At 47.6% G+C, this 15,933-nt stretch carries 12 protein-coding genes; 9 read left to right on the plus strand and 3 right to left on the minus strand.

Translation table 11 applies throughout. From position 1 onward, the window contains the following. Positions 1-20: 20 nt before the first annotated feature. Positions 21-947, plus strand: coding sequence for an NADP-dependent oxidoreductase (locus QFZ51_RS17780; protein WP_429047653.1), 927 nt, complete (start codon positions 21-23; stop codon positions 945-947). A 33-nt stretch (positions 948-980) separates the two neighbouring features. Here QFZ51_RS17780 and QFZ51_RS17785 read toward each other — a convergent pair whose 3' ends face one another. Continuing rightward, positions 981-1,367, minus strand: coding sequence for a winged helix-turn-helix transcriptional regulator (locus QFZ51_RS17785; protein ID WP_429047656.1), 387 nt, complete (start codon positions 1,365-1,367; stop codon positions 981-983). 105 nt (positions 1,368-1,472) lie between these two features. Here QFZ51_RS17785 and QFZ51_RS17790 point away from each other — a divergent pair, with 105 nt between their 5' ends. Both QFZ51_RS17790 and QFZ51_RS17795 read left to right on the plus strand, forming a co-directional pair. Beyond that, on the plus strand, positions 1,473-2,180 hold the full coding sequence (locus QFZ51_RS17790; protein WP_429047659.1) for a DsbA family oxidoreductase: 708 nt from the start codon (positions 1,473-1,475) through the stop codon (positions 2,178-2,180). A gap of 467 nt (positions 2,181-2,647) precedes the next feature. Next, positions 2,648-3,604, plus strand: coding sequence for an ion channel (locus QFZ51_RS17795; RefSeq protein ID WP_429047661.1), 957 nt, complete (start codon positions 2,648-2,650; stop codon positions 3,602-3,604). A gap of 45 nt (positions 3,605-3,649) precedes the next feature. On the opposite strand, the gene QFZ51_RS17800 is transcribed toward QFZ51_RS17795, so the two are convergent. Beyond that, positions 3,650-5,092 carry a sodium:solute symporter gene (locus tag QFZ51_RS17800; RefSeq protein WP_429047663.1) on the minus strand — a complete coding sequence of 481 codons (1,443 nt, stop codon included), beginning with the start codon at positions 5,090-5,092 and terminating at the stop codon, positions 3,650-3,652. Positions 5,093-5,371: 279 nt separating this feature from the next. Here QFZ51_RS17800 and QFZ51_RS17805 point away from each other — a divergent pair, with 279 nt between their 5' ends. After that, a complete protein-coding gene (locus tag QFZ51_RS17805) occupies positions 5,372-6,304 on the plus strand; it encodes a bifunctional helix-turn-helix transcriptional regulator/GNAT family N-acetyltransferase (RefSeq protein ID WP_429047665.1) in 933 nt (310 codons plus the stop codon). A 33-nt stretch (positions 6,305-6,337) separates the two neighbouring features. Here QFZ51_RS17805 and QFZ51_RS17810 read toward each other — a convergent pair whose 3' ends face one another. Then, positions 6,338-6,799 carry a DinB family protein gene (locus QFZ51_RS17810; RefSeq protein WP_370910310.1) on the minus strand — a complete coding sequence of 154 codons (462 nt, stop codon included), beginning with the start codon at positions 6,797-6,799 and terminating at the stop codon, positions 6,338-6,340. A gap of 114 nt (positions 6,800-6,913) precedes the next feature. Here QFZ51_RS17810 and QFZ51_RS17815 point away from each other — a divergent pair, with 114 nt between their 5' ends. The 5 genes from QFZ51_RS17815 to QFZ51_RS17835 all read left to right on the plus strand — a co-directional run bounded on the left by QFZ51_RS17815 (position 6,914) and on the right by QFZ51_RS17835 (position 15,894). Then, positions 6,914-8,551 (plus strand): acyl-CoA carboxylase subunit beta, encoded by a 1,638-nt coding sequence (locus QFZ51_RS17815; protein ID WP_370910311.1) that lies wholly within the window; start codon positions 6,914-6,916, stop codon positions 8,549-8,551. A gap of 69 nt (positions 8,552-8,620) precedes the next feature. Next, the gene (gene rnhA / locus QFZ51_RS17820; protein WP_429047668.1) at positions 8,621-9,082 is read left to right on the plus strand and encodes a ribonuclease HI; all 462 of its coding nucleotides are present in this window, start codon (positions 8,621-8,623) and stop codon (positions 9,080-9,082) included. A 69-nt stretch (positions 9,083-9,151) separates the two neighbouring features. After that, a complete protein-coding gene (aspT, locus tag QFZ51_RS17825) occupies positions 9,152-10,870 on the plus strand; it encodes an aspartate-alanine antiporter (RefSeq protein ID WP_429047669.1) in 1,719 nt (572 codons plus the stop codon). Positions 10,871-11,302: 432 nt separating this feature from the next. After that, positions 11,303-14,392 (plus strand): SusC/RagA family TonB-linked outer membrane protein, encoded by a 3,090-nt coding sequence (locus QFZ51_RS17830; protein ID WP_429047671.1) that lies wholly within the window; start codon positions 11,303-11,305, stop codon positions 14,390-14,392. Positions 14,393-14,403: 11 nt separating this feature from the next. Further along, positions 14,404-15,894 (plus strand): RagB/SusD family nutrient uptake outer membrane protein, encoded by a 1,491-nt coding sequence (locus QFZ51_RS17835; protein WP_429047673.1) that lies wholly within the window; start codon positions 14,404-14,406, stop codon positions 15,892-15,894. Positions 15,895-15,933: the final 39 nt, after the last annotated feature.

The raw sequence follows: 15,933 nt of genomic DNA on the forward strand, positions 1-15,933 counted from the left end.
ACATTAGCATAAAAAAAGCTATGAAAAACCTCCACATACCGGCTATTAGTGTTCAAGCATATGGAGGCCCTGAGCAGTTGCAACTGCAGGAGGTGCCCGTTCCGGTGCCGGCAGAAGACCAGGTGCTGATCAAAGTGGTAGCCAGCGGTGTAAACCCGATTGACTGGAAAATAAGAGAAGGATTTATGAAACATCCCTTGCCTTACATCCCTGGAGTGGAAGCTTCCGGTATTATTACTGCAGTAGGCGAAAGCGTTTTCGGGAAAAAAATAGGCGATGAGGTATATGGTTCTGTAGATGGCTCCTATGCCGCTTATGCCATTGCGCAGGGCGAAGGTTTATTCCGTAAGCCACCCGGCATATCATTTGAGGAAGCAGCTACCATGGCGGGCGCCAGAACGGCCTGGGGCGCAATGTTTGATGTGGCAGGCCTCGTAAAGGGACAACGCATTCTTATTCATGCCGGCGCAGGCGGAGTGGGGCATTTCGCCGTACAAATGGCCTATAATGCAGGCGCATATGTAATTGCCACGGCCAGTGCAGAGAATCTGGATTTCGTTACCTCGCTGGGCGCCAATGAAGTAATTGATTATAAGGCTGCGCCTTTTGAAAACCAGGTAGCGCCGGTAGATATTGTATTTGATACTGTTGGCGGAGATACCACGGAAAGATCGCTGGCGGTGCTTAAACCCGAAGGCGTATTATTGTGTATCGTGCAAATGCCTGATGCGGAAAAGGTGGCTGCAGCTGGCGTCCGCGCGCTGTGGGGAGGCACCAAAACACTTGCTTCCATGAAGGAGGTGCATCAATTGCTGGATAAAGGATTGATCCGGCCTTACGTCCGCAAAGTATTTCATTCCCTGTCGGCCGCCGCTGAAGCACAGGAATACAGTAAAAATGGTGGTAGCGGAAGGGGAAAAATAGTACTGAAGATAGCGGAAGAATAAACGTCAGCCGGGGTCATCCTCCGGCTGATGGTATTATTTGCCGAGTATTTTTTTCCGGTGCTGAATGCCCCATTTCTGCAGGGCAATGATCACACTGTCCAGTGTAGCCGCATAAGGCGTTAGGGTATATTCTACCGATACAGGCTGTGTATCGTACACAGTTCGCTTCACCAGCTTATGCGTTTCCAGGTCTTTCAGCTCTTTGGAAAGCACCTTCGACGTTATTTTAGGAATGCTGCGCTCTATATCCCGGAAACGTTTATGACCCCGGGAAACAGCGATGATAATGGGCAGTTTCCATTTTCCGCTGATCACATCCAGCGCGTCCCTTACCGGCATAATCACTTTATGGCAATCGGTATGAGCACTGCTTTCCGCCTCCGGTCTGCCACAATTTATCGTGAGTTCTTCTGTTTTCATCTGTATACAGTTGGTTACCTTTTGTAAAGCACTTACTTTAAGGAAACTGGTTACTTTCTGATAGCAAATATATTAACTTTGTTGGTGGAACTTAAATTTAAATTAATGAAAGTAGAAATATGGTCCGATATCATGTGTCCGTTTTGCTACATCGGCAAGCGGAGATTTGAAGCAGCACTGGAGAAATTTCCGGGGAAAGACGACATCACGGTGGAATGGAAAAGCTTCCAGCTGAACTCTTCCCTCAAATCGCAGCCGGGAAAAGATGTATATGACTATGTAGCAGAAATGAAGGGGCAGTCGCGCGAATGGTCGTTAACCGTACACGAACAACTGGCAGGTACCGCCCGTGAAGCGGGTCTTACCTATAATTTTGATAAAGCAGTTATCGCCAATTCTTTTGATGCCCACCGCCTTATTCAGCTGGCGAAGCAACAAGGCCTCGGCGATGCAGCAGAAGAACGCCTGTTTTACGCCTATTTTACGGAAGGTAAAGATGTGAGCGACCATGCCACCCTGCTGGAACTGGGCCTGGAAATCGGATTGGATAAAGCTACTGTGGAGGCTGTACTGGAAACATCAGAAATGGCCGCCGCCGTGAACAGGGATGTGAGCGAAGCGCAGCAACTGGGCATCCGGGGTGTTCCGTTTTTTGTACTGGACCGCAAATACGGCGTGTCAGGCGCACAACCGGTAGAAGCTTTCACACAAACACTGGAACAGGCGTTTGCAGAATGGAAAAGCACACAGCCGGTAACAGCACTGGATACTTTATCAGGCCAGGTTTGTACACCGGAAGGAGATTGTCAATAGTTTGATTTTTTATAAGGTAATTGGCTGGTCAATTTTTATAGACGGGTGACTGTAATAAATAGAAATGGCGCAGGATTAATCTCCTGCGCCATTTCTATTTATTGATTTAGTTATAAACACTTCAATATTGTCATAAAGATATGCGCTTGCTCCCTGGTTTTAATAACCTGGTTTAGTGAGCTTACCCCTCCGGACTTTAGGGTAACCTTGATTTCTGATCTTCACATTGCTTTGCTTTGAGAAGAAGAGCATCTATTTTTTTTCTGGTTTCTTGGTCCAGACTAAAATCCGGCTTTAGTATTTCCGTTTCATAACAATCGTTAAAGTTTATCTTTAAATTTAGTGCCATTACGTTCCTTTTCTGCAAGAAATCAATTTTTTACTTTCCAACCCCACCCAAACACGATCTTCCTGATTCATTATTATCCTCGCATTTCTTCTTAGCTTTACACCTCAAATATCCATTTATGGCGCTTCTGAAAAGAATCAACCCTTTTTCCAGGCAAAACGACGACACCGGCTTTGGTACGAATGCAAATGGCTATGGCGGCCGGTTTATTAACCGCGACGGAAGCTTTAACATCCGCCGGGAAGGCCGTTCGTTTATGCAACGTTTTAATATTTACCATGCTTTATTAAGTGTACCCGCCTGGCAGTTTGCCCTGGTGATCCTGCTTTTTTATTTCTCCATTAACCTCCTGTATACCGGTATTTACTGGTGGATAGGCACGGAAGGATTTCAGGGGATCATCGGTAAAACCAGCTGGGAAAGGTTTAAAGAAGTATTCTTTTTCAGTACAGAAACCTTTACTACGGTAGGATATGGCCGTGTTAACCCGGTGGGCGACGGCATCAACTTTGTAGCTGCCATTGAAGCAATGACAGGCTTCCTCTCTTTCGCAGTTGCTACAGGTCTTATCTATGGCCGGTTTTCAAAGCCACGGGCACACCTGTTGTTCAGCGATCATGCGCTGATTGCTCCTTACAAGGATAAAACAGCCCTGATGTTCCGCTTCGCTTCTTACAAAGAAAATCATACCCTCACCAACGTGGAAGTGCTGGTAACAGCGGGTGTCCAGGTGCAGGAAAACGGGGAGGCCGTATACAAGTTTTATAACCTTGCCCTGGAACGAAGCAAAATTGAAACACTGTCGATGAACTGGACCGTGGTGCATCCTATCGACGAAAACAGCCCCTTCCTCGGGTTTACGGCACAGGATATGGAAGTGGCCGATGCGGAAATTTATGTAACGGTAAGAGGCTTTAATGATGTGTATTCCAATACGGTATTGCAACGCACGTCTTACACCTACCAGGAAATTATTTATAACAGGAAATTTATACCGATGTACCGGGAAAGTGATAACGGGAAAACAACTGTGCTGGAGCTGCACCACCTGAATAAAACAAAAGAATTGAAATAGTTTGTACCCGGACGCAGTGATCATCACTGCATCCGGATGATATCATTAGTCTTTACGGGAAATCAGCAATAACCCCAGGAAAGTAAACAGCCCGTTGATGATCAGCAGTTCCAGTCCTATCTGGAATTTACCAAAAATATGCGACTGGTAGAGATCCACCACCAGGCAAAGCAACGGCGCAGCTACGCAAACAACCGGGACCAGCGCATCCTGCACTTTGCGTTTGGTTAAAATGCCAAAGGCAAAAAGTCCCAGCAGCGGTCCATAGGTATAAGTAGCTACTTTCAGGATAACGCCTATCATGCTTTGGTTATTCACCCATTCAAATACCATCACAAAAAGAAGGAAGATAAACGCCATCATCAGGTGAATACGCTGACGGTACTTTTTCTTTTCTGCTTCGGACCAGTCGGTGCGCTTTTGCATGTCCAGGATGTCGATGCAGAGCGAAGAGGTGAGGGCCGTCATAGCGCCGTCGGCGCTGGGGAACAACGCTGAGATAAGCGCAATGATGAAGATCACTGAAACTACCGGTGGCATATGATGCAATGCCAGTTCCGGGAATAACTTATCGCCGGTGGCTGTTACCTGTTGCTGTGCGCCGTATAAATGAAGCAAACCACCCAGGAAGAGGAACAGGCCAATTACGATCACCATAATAAAAGCCAGCGATACCATGTTCTTCTTGGAATCTTTTAAAGTTTTTACAGAGATGTTTTTCTGCATCATCTCCTGGTCAAGACCGGTCATGGTGATGGTGATGAATGCACCCGCCACAATCTGCTTTATGAAAAAGAGTTTGTCGTTTGGATCGGTGTTAAAAATTTTTGTCAGCCCTCTTTCACCCATGGCGGTGAAGCTTTCACCGAGGCTAAGGTTCATGGTATGCAGGATATAACCTACACAAATTACCAGTCCGGCCAGCATACAGGTTGTTTGCAGGGTGTCGGTATATACAATTGTTTTTACGCCGCCCTCATAGGTATACAGCAATATCATAAATAAGATGATGATGGTCGTTAACCAGAAGGGCACGCCAAAACTGGAGAGGATGGCGTCCTGCAGTATTCTCACCACCAGGTATAGCCTTGCGGTAGCGCCGAGTGTACGGGAAAGGATAAAGAAGGAGGCGCCGGTTTTATAGGAGCTTCTTCCAAAGCGGCTGTCGAGGTAATTATAGATAGAAGTTAACTGCAGCCGGTAATAAAGCGGTATCAGCACATAGGCAATCGTAATGTACCCGATAAAATAACCCAGGGTGATCTGCATATAGGAAAAGGCGTCGCGCCCCACCGCGCCGGGCACACTTACAAAAGTAACCCCGCTCAGTGAGGTGCCTATCATTCCAAAGGCCACCAGCATCCAGTTACTGTTGCGGTTACCGATGAAAAAGGAGTCGTTGTTGGAGTTCCGGCCTGTATACCAGGCAACTACCAGCAAAATGATAAAGTAGGCAATGACGAATGAGAATAATAATCCTGGAGACATAAATCAAAAATCAAATTTAATCAAGATACTACTTTCCCGCTAAGGAACAAAAGGACAAAAGGACAAAGGTAATCAGTATATCCCCCCAATCCTGAAAAACACAAAATCCGCTTAGATCTCCCCGAATCATTTAAAATCCAAAGTGATCAAATCCCCCAAATCAGTATAATCAGCGTAATCCTGAGAAAGACAAACTCCGCTCAAGTTACTTGACAAAAGCAAATTAATTATTTGCTTTTGTCAAGTAATTATCTACTTTTGCCTGGAAAACAAGTAACTATGACTGTCGAATCTCCGGTTGTAGGCGATATCCGCCGCTTTAACCGTTTCTATACCGGCATGATCGGGTTGCTGAACCAGCATATCCTGGACAGTAACCTGTCGCTCTCCGAAGTGAGGGTTTTATTTGAAATAGGACAGCTTGGAAAATGTACTGCCGGGCAATTGATTGCCATCCTGAAGATTGATGGAGGTTATCTTAGCCGCCTGCTGAAAAAGTTTGAGAAGAACGGGTGGCTGAACAGGCAGCAGTCTACCTCCGACGGACGTACGTTTTTTCTTTACCTCAGCGCTGCCGGTAAAAAAATGCTGGCCGGCCTGGAAGATAAATCTAACCGGGAGATCAGGCAGATCACCAATCATCTCTCCGAAAAACAACAACAACAGGTAGCCGGTGCTATGAAAACCATTGAACAGGTATTGTCTGCACAGCCGGGTGAGCAAACTTCGGATATCCATATCCGTTATAACCTGCTGCCGGGGGATGTAGGCTACCTCATTTACCTGCACGGGCAGCTGTATGCAAGGGAATCAGGATATAACCTGGAGTTTGAGGCATATGTTTGTAAGACATTCTATGAATTTCTTCCTGCCTATAACCCGGCCAAAGACAGGATGTTCCTTGCTACTGTAAACGATCAGATTGTTGGTTCAGTGGCCATCCTGGGATCTTCCCGCCACCTGGCGCAATTGCGGTGGTTCCTTATCCATCCCGACTTCCGGGGCAAAGGACTGGGAAAGAAACTGCTGCAGGAGGCCATTGCCTTCTGTAAGGAAAAACATTATCAGAAAGTATACCTGATGACCACCAGCATGCAGGAAACCGCCATTGCCCTGTATAAGAATGCCGGCTTCCGCAAAACGGGCGAAAAATATCTGCAGCTGTGGGGACAGCAACTGTATGAACAGCGTTACGATATGGATTTATTTTAAGGATACGCAAGGTATGCCCGGATTCTTTCCCCGTTATGCATATTTATGCAGCAGTACGATCTGCCCCAGGTGATACGCGTCATGTTCCGCCAGCCCCTGTAAATAATAAATGGCCTTGTTTTCTGTTCCGGGAAAGGTGTCAAACAATTCTTTCTCCGGGAACTTCCGGATGGTAGCGGCTATTTGCTCAAAGGAATGGGTCAGCCGGTGAATAGTAGCCTGCCAGTTTTCTTCCCCATGGTTCTCCGGCATATAAAAATCAGGCAGGTCGCCATCCTGCTCCGGCGCTTCATTGTGCATGTATCGCTGCACCCGCTGGTGCCAGAATATCACATGATTGACAATCTCCCAGATGTTATTGGATTCCCCGAAAGATTTTACCGCCTGCCGGGCGTCAATGCGCGAAAGATGTTCCTGGAAGGTAACGTCGATCCAAGGGGTGCCATTGTAAAGATTTTCAAGCGATACGGCTAAATGCTCCAGTAATAAAGACATACAATAGGATTTTTATTTTAAAAGATATCCGGCTTCAAACACCGGTAGCCTTCCCGTTAATCGTAATTTACTGAATTCTTTCCCTTATTTTTAAAGAATATAAAAACCATCGTTATGGATCAGCAGCAATTGGAAACCAACAAAAATGAAGATGCTATGCGGATGGCAATCAGCACCATGAAACAACGCCTGGGCGTAATAGAACAGGGCGGAGGAAAGAAAAGCCTGGAGAAAGTGAGACAAAGAGGTAAGCTCACTGCCAGGGAACGCATTCAATACCTCATCGATAAAGATACCCCCTTTACCGAAATCGGCGCATTCGCCGCGTACGACATGTACGAAGAATATGGCGGATGCCCCGCAGCAGGTACCGTAGGAGGAATTGGATATGTAAGCGGCCGCCAATGTATGATTGTAGCCAACGACATGACCGTAAAGGCCGGGGCCTGGTTCCCCATGACCGGCAAAAAGAACCTGCGCCTCCAGGAAATCGCCATGGAAAACCGGCTGCCGGTAATTTACCTGGTCGACAGCGCCGGCGTATTCCTTCCCATGCAGGATGAAATATTCCCCGACAAAGAACACTTTGGCCGCATCTTCCGCAACAACGCCCGCATGAGCGCCATGGGTATCACACAAATTGCTGCGGTAATGGGCAGCTGCGTGGCCGGAGGAGCTTACCTGCCTATCATGAGCGATGAAGTGCTCATGGTAGAAGGTAATGGCTCCATTTTCCTCGCGGGTCCTTACCTCGTAAAGGCCGCCATCGGGGAAGACGCAGATGCGGAAACGTTAGGAGGCGCCGTTACCCATACTGAGATCTCCGGCATCGCCGATTATAAATTCAAGTCTGATGAGGAATGCCTCGACCAGATAAAACGCATTGTAAGCAAACTGGGTCATACCGGTAATGCCGGCTTCGACCGGATAGCGCCGCAGCCACCGGCAAAGCCCGCCGATGAACTGGACAGCGTGCTGCCGGCCGACAGTACCCGGCCCTATGATATGCTGGAAGTAATAGACCGTATTGTAGATGCCAACACACTCGACCAATACAAACAGGACTACGGCAAAAGCATTATCTGCGGCTACGCACGTATCGATGGCTGGGCAGTAGGCATTGTTGCCAACCAACGTAAAATCGTAAAAAGTAAAAAAGGCGAAATGCAAATGGGCGGCGTTATCTACAACGACAGCGCCGATAAAGCAGCCCGCTTCATCATGAACTGCAACCAGAAAAAAATTCCACTGGTATTCCTCCAGGACGTAACAGGATTCATGGTAGGCAGCAGAAGCGAACATTCCGGTATTATCAAAGATGGGGCAAAACTGGTGAATGCCGTTGCTAATTCCGTGGTGCCAAAAATTACTATCATCGTTGGTAATTCATATGGCGCGGGCAACTATGCGATGTGCGGCAAAGCCTATGATCCACGCTTTATATATGCCTGGCCATCCGCTAAAATTGCGGTGATGGGAGGAGAGCAGGCCGCCAAAACATTATTGCAGATCCAGGTGGCTTCGCTGAAAGCAAAAGGACAGGTGATCACCCCGGAAGAAGAAGCCCGCCTGCTGAAAGAAATTACCGATAAATATTACGCACAAACCACTCCTTACTACGCCGCTTCCAGGTTATGGGTAGATGATATCATTGATCCCGCCGATACCCGGATAAGAATTGCAGAAGGTATTAAAGCTGCCAACAACGCACCGGTGGATCAGCCTTTTAGTGTAGGCGTATTCCAGGTGTAAAGAACGGAGGGGAAAGTGTTCGATCCCCTCCGCACTTTTCCTTATCTTCGCGCTTCTTTAAAATTGAACATGGCTGAACTGGTAGTATATACAGATGGTGCATCCCGCGGTAATCCCGGTCCGGGTGGGTATGGCGTGGTGCTTATATGGGGAAATGTCAGAAAAGAATTATCCCAGGGATACCGCAAAACCACCAACAACAGGATGGAACTGCTGGCTGTTATTGTTGCACTGGAAGCACTGAAGAAAGATGGCGTAACCGTCACCATTTTTACCGACAGTAAATATGTGGTGGATAGTATTGAGAAAGGATGGTTATGGGGCTGGGTAAAAATTAATTTTAAAGATAAAAAAAATAAAGACCTCTGGTTACGCTTTATCCCCTTGTTTAAAAGACACCAGGTAAAAATGCAATGGGTGAAAGGCCACGCCAGCAACCCTTTCAATAACCGCTGTGATGAACTGGCCACACAGGCCGCCGACAGCGGTAACTGGCTGATTGATGAAGGTTTTGAAAACGGATTGGCTTAAAGAATAACACACTCCTTACCGAACCAACCGGCAATCATAATTGTAATATAAGCGCAAACTTATATTCCGATGGTGCTCTCCTGGTTCACAGATACGTTGCAGAAATACCCCGAAATAGCAGTGATGCTAACCCTTCTGACTGGCTTCCTGATAGGCAGGGTACATATAAAAGGCTTTACACTCGGCACTGTTACAGGTGTTTTATTAGTGGGCATTGCCATCGGAAGCTTTCACATCAATATACCCTCAGAAACAAAATCTATTTTCTTTCTCTTCTTTTTGTTTTGTACCGGCTATGGTATCGGTCCGCAGTTTTTCCAGGGACTTAAAAAAGACGGATTGCCATTGGCGCTGTTCTCCTTTATAGTATGCTGCAGCAGTTTGCTATTTTGCTGGGGATTGGCCTCCCTGCTGCGTTTTGAAACAGGTACCACTGCGGGGTTAATGTCCGGCGCCAATACCTGTTCCGCTATCATCGGGGTGGCATCCAATACGATCGGTGAACTTAATATTACCGACGATGAAAAGAATACGCTCATCAACCAGATCCCGGTCGCTTATGCAGTCACCTATATTTTTGGTACCGCCGGTACCAGCTGGTTCCTTTCTGTAATAGGGCCATGGTTTATGTCTGGCAGCCGTGCAAAGCTCATCGAAGAAACCAGGGAAATGGAAGCGAAAGTAGCAGAGGCCGGTGCAGAAGGAGAGGAGAATATTACCAATGCCTACGACCAGGTGGCTTTCCGCGCTTACCTCGTTAGTGCAGAACTTACCGGTGATGGCAAAACCATCCGTGAAATAGAAAACCTACTTCACGGCAAGAAAAGGTTCCTCTATATTTTACGGGTAAGACGGGAAGGGAAGCTCATGGAAACTTCCCCTGATTTTATAATAAAGCCGGGAGATATTATTGCGGTCAGTGGCCAGCGTGCAGCGGCCATTGCGTCAGTATCTTTGTTGGGAAAAGAAGTAGCCGATGAGGAACTGCTCACGTTCCCGGTACAGTCAATAACATTGATCATTACCAGCAAGGACGCCAATAATAAGCCGCTGAAAGCATTTTCAAAACATCCCGAATTTCATGGTATCAGCGTGCGTAAAATTCTGCGTTCCGGCATGGAGATGCCACTGCATGCATCTACCGTTATACAGAAAGGAGATATGGTAGAATTGGTGGGCATCCAGGAAGACCTTGATAAGGCGGTTGCGTTGTTAGGTTATAAGGAAAGCAGTGGGGTGGAAACAGATATTGTTTATCTCGCAGCAGGCATTGTGGCCGGTACTTTATTTGGCAGTTTGAGCATACATATTGGCAGTGTGCCTGTAGAGCTGAGTACCAGTGGCGGGGCGCTGATAGCAGGTCTTGTTTTCGGCTGGATGCGTGGTATTCATCCCCGGTTTGGTTACATCCCGGCTGCCTCGCAATGGGTGCTGACCAAACTGGGGCTACATGTATTTATTGCCATCGTTGGGCTGAGCGCCAGTGAAGGATTTTTGCAGGGATTGAAAGAAGAAGGGGTCACTCTTTTCCTGGCCGGTGTGGTGCTAAGCCTGCTGCCAATGGTGCTGGCACTGTTCCTGGCGAAGTATGTATTTAAATTCCACCCGGCCATTGGTCTCGGGGCCTGCGCGGGAGCGCACGATGAATCAGCACCACTGCTGGCCATACAGGATGCCATCAACAGCAAAGTGCCCGCACTGGGATATACCGTGGCATATGCAGTAGCGAATATTACACTCACTACCTCCGGCGTCATCATCGTGCTGCTGATGCATAAAGGCAGTTGATGTTCCCCGCTCATCACATTTTTTAACAATGAAATCCACGTCTGTACTGAAAACCTGTTCTGATGAAAAATCTTTTCTTCAACATTTTTAACAATTCTTTTGTTTTTAATTATGAAAGCATATAGCTTTGCGTCCCATTAGTCTATAGGAATTATAGGATAATAGAACGGAATTAATTTAAAGAATTGCTTATGGAGAATATTACCCAACCATATTGTTTAAGCAACTATTGTTGTTGCCATCATTAAGAAGTAATAAATATTTGTCTGCTTACCACAGCAGGTTACAACGATCAATAACTGTTTCCGGAACTCCGTCTGTACCGGCGTTAAAAAACAATGGGATACAAAGCTGCAATGCCTGTTCAATAACAGACAGGGGCAGGTATTGCCAGGAAAAACCAGATCACTGCAAAACTCTCAACATTTTACCATGTTACAACGACTACTCCTCTTTCTACTGCTTATTGGACCCATGGCAGTATTTGCACAAACACGTACGGTGACCGGTCGTGTTTATTCCGCGAAAGATAATTCGCCCTTACCGGGTGCTTCGGTGGTGATTAAAGGCACTACCAGCGGCACGGTGAGTGATCCTGAAGGTAACTTCAGTCTCCAGGTAACTGATCCGGCTGCTACTACGCTCGTGATCCGCTACATTGGCCTGGAACAACAGGAAGTACCCATCAGCACATCTCCCATCAATGTATCACTCCGTTCTTTGGGGAAAGACATTGATGAAATTGTAGTGGTAGCTTATGGTACTGCTAAAAAGAGTTCCTACACCGGTTCTGTCTCGCAAATTAAAAGCGAGGAACTGGTAAACAGGCAGGTATCCAGTGTTACCAAAGCATTACAGGGGCTTGCAGCTGGTGTGCAAAGCACGTCTACCAGCGGTCAGCCGGGCTCTGATGCCACCATCCGCATCCGCGGTATCGGCTCCATCAATGCGTCCGCCGATCCGTTATACGTGGTAGACGGCGTGCCTTACGGAGGCAGCCTGAATGCGATCAACCCCTACGACATTGAATCCATCAGTGTACTGAAAGACGCTGCCTCCAGCGCGCTGTACGGCTCCCGTGGCGCCAATGGCGTAGTGATTATCACTACCAAGAAAGGGAAGAAACAGGGAAGTAATATAGACGTTCGCGTTAGTCAGGGTTTTTCAAAAAGAGCAGTAGATAATTACGACCGGGTAAGCACCGATCAGTATTTTGAAATGTATTGGGAAGCCATCCGTAACGGTGGCCTCACCAGCGGCTTATCGCCCGCTACCGCAGCCACCCAGGCCAGCAGCAGCCTTATCAGAAGGGTAGGGATTAACCCCTATGGCACCGCGTTTCCGCAACCTGTTGGCACCGACGGCAAACTGGTAGCCGGCGCTAAAGCCCTGTGGGACGATAACTGGGACGATGCCATGCAAAGAACCGGGAAACGTACCGAGGCAGATGTGGCACTCAGCGGCGCTACCGAAAAATCGAGGTACTACGTTTCCGGAGGATACCTGAATGACCAGGGTATTTATCTTGCTTCCGGTTTCAAACGCTATAACCTCCGCAGCAATATTGATATTGATGCCAAGAAATGGTTAAAGGTAGGACTGAACCTGAATGGTACGCACTCCGAACAGGATGCGCCTCCTTCGGAAGACAGCCGCTCTGATAACTATGTAAACTATGGCCGCCTGATGTCAAATTTCTATCCTATTTATGAGCGCGACCGGTCCACCGGCGCCTATATCCTGGATGCCAACGGCAATAAGATCTTTGACTACGGCAGTTACCGCCCCAGCGCAGCCAATACAAACACTAACCTGGTGGCCACATCCGCTATCGATAAACACCGCCTTACCCGCGATGACTTATCGGCCCGCCTGTACGGCGAAGCCACCATCTGGCGCGGACTTAAATTCAAATCAAGTTACAACGCCGATTATACCGCCAAACAACAATATGATTATACAAACCCAACCCTGGGCTTTGATGCAGAAGTGGGCGGAACAATAGAACGGTTGAACACCCGCGTATTCAGCTGGACGTTCAACAACATCTTCACCTACGAAGAAACATTTAATGAAAAGCATCACCTGAACCTGCTGGCAGGCCAGGAAGCTTATAAATACACCACTACCTTTTTAGATGGTCAGAAATCCGGCTTCTCCCTGCCAGGACTGGAAGAGCTGTCGGATGCCTCTCTCATCAAGGATCTGCAGGGATATACTGACACGTACACGCTCTCCAGCTTCCTGGGCAGGGCTGAATACGACTATGTAGGGAAATATTTCTTATCGGCTTCCCTGCGCCGCGACGGATCTTCCCGTTTCGCACCCAATCACCGCTGGGGTACTTTCTGGTCCGTGGGCGCTTCCTGGAAATTAACAGAGGAAAGTATTCTTAAGAATAGTTCCTGGCTTAACCTGCTAACTCTCCGCGCCAGCTACGGCGGACAAGGCAACGATAACCTCGGTGATGACGCATTTTACAACTACTACCCGCTGCTGAATGTAAACAGCAACCTCGGTGAAGGTGGTACCTATCGTCGCCAGGTATACAATCCGAACCTGCAATGGGAAACCAATCTGAACCTGAACGTTGGTGTGGATTTCAGCATGTTTGAAAACCGTTTGGGCGGTACCATAGAGTACTTCCAGCGCAAATCACAGGACCTGTTGTATTCCAGGCCTATGGCGCCTTCAGTAGGTTACTCGGCGGTAGATGAAAATATCGGCGCACTGAAAAATACCGGGGTGGAAGGTTCCATACACGCAGTGCCGGTGAAAACAAAAGATTTCAGCTGGTCCATTGACCTGAACGCTACTCACTATAAGAATAAGATTACGGAGCTGCCGCAGAAAGAAATTATCAGCGGCACCAAGAAACTCATGGTAGGTAAATCTATCTATGATTTTTACCTGAGAAAATGGGCAGGTGTAAACCAGGAAACAGGTTTGCCAATGTGGTACATCGATAATGCAGATGGCACCAAAGGTACTACCGGCAACTATTCTTCGGCTACACAGTATTATAACGGTTCCTCCCTGCCGGATGTATACGGCGGTTTCACCAACACATTTACCTACAAGGGATTTTCATTGTCGTTCCTGATGGTGTACAGTCTTGGTGGTAAAGTACTGGACCAGGATTACCTGTTCCTGCTGGGTACCGGTACCTCCGCAGGCCGCCCTTTCAGCACGGAAATGCTGAACCGCTGGACGCCCACCAACAAGGTAACGGATGTGCCTAAACTCACTACCGTACAAACCAACTGGACATCCGTTTCCGACCGGTTCCTGTACGATGCCAGCTACGCCCGCCTGAAGAGCCTGAACATCAGCTATAACCTTCCTAAATCATTAATGGATAAAGCACATCTTAATAACGTACTCGTATATGTGCAGGGAGAAAACCTGTTCACGATCTATAACCACCAGGGCCTGGATCCGGAACAATCAGTAGGAGGTACTACCTACTATCGTTACCCGGCCATCAAATCCATTTCTGCAGGTATTAATCTGAGCTTCTAAAAATTACGACCATGAAAAAGAATATATTCTTAATAATAATCGCAGCTTTGGTATTAGGCGCCTGCAACAAGGACTTCCTGGATACCAAACCAACCAATGCCGTACCCGACGACCAGGTGTTTAATACTGCCGACAACGTGGAAACGGTGATCAACGGTACCTGGGCATATATGTTTGAAGAATTCTTCACCTTTGCAGTGCCGGGTTATAAATCCATTCATCTCACCAGCGACGCCATGGGCAGCGATGTAGCGGTAACGCAATCGTATGGCCTGCGTGATTCATATGGATACACTGAAATGACGGACAATACCAAGAACCGGGTAAATGCCTTCTGGACTATTCTTTACAAGGTGATCGACAACTGTAATAATGTAATCGCGAAAGTAGATAATGCCACGGGCGACGAGGACAAAAAGAAACGTCTTAAAGGCCAGGCATATGCCCTGCGCGCCAATTGCTACCTCACGCTCGCGTCTTTTTACCAGTTTAACAGAACCGGGACAGAAAAAGCCATCCCGATCTACACAGAACCATCCGGCCCGGCCACTGCAGGAAAGGCAAAATCAACCGTAGCAGAAGTATACAAACAGGTAATCGACGACCTGCAGAAAGCGCTGCCGCTGTTACAGAATTATCAACGCAACGCTACCCAGAAATGGAAAATTGACCTCAACGTAGCCAATGGCTTACTGGCCCGTGCTTACCTTTACAACCGCCAATGGACAAGCGCTGTCACCGCTGCCATAGCGGCCCGCAATGGTTATCCCCTGATGTCGGGCGATGATTATAACAAAGGATTCAGCGATATCAATAATGGGGAGTGGATCTGGGGACATGCACAAACGCCTAATCAAAGCAACGCCAGCTATAACTTCCATTTCCTGGATGTTTCCAGCCCGGCCTCTTACTACCAGAGCTTTATGGCAGATCCTTACTTTAAGAATTTCTTTGATAGTGCAGACGTACGTTTCCGTTTATTCGACTGGGATACCCTGCCTGACCAGGAAGGCTACCTGCGCTATAAAAAATTCCGTTTCCGTGATGCCGGCGCACTGGTGGGCGACCTGGTACTGATGCGCTCCGCAGAAATGTACCTGATTGAAGCAGAAGCCTATGCCCAAAGCGGCAACACTGTCAAAGGTGCGGAAGCCCTCAATGTATTGCGTGCAGCGCGCAACGCTACGCTTTATAAAGGTGGCGGCAGCCTGGTGGATACCATCCTGGTGGAAAGAAGGAAAGAGTTGTGGGGAGAAGGATTTTCATTGTCTGATATTATTCGTACAGGCGGTACCGTAGTAAGGAAGCCATTCCTTTCTTATAATGGGCAGGATAGCATCATCAGTGTGCCAAGAGGAGACGGTACCTTTGTAGAAGTGCCTGCACAGGGCCATCTTACGCTGAAACAACCGGATGGAACGCCGTTTGTGCCATACAGTAAATATTACCTCTTTGCCATTCCAATTACGGAGTTGCAGAACAATCCGAATATCAATAATTAAAGCATAAAAAAAGCCCCCGGAATTTCCGGGGGCTTTTTT

Source organism: Chitinophaga sp. W3I9, assembly GCF_050434025.1.
GTDB lineage: Bacteria > Bacteroidota > Bacteroidia > Chitinophagales > Chitinophagaceae > Chitinophaga.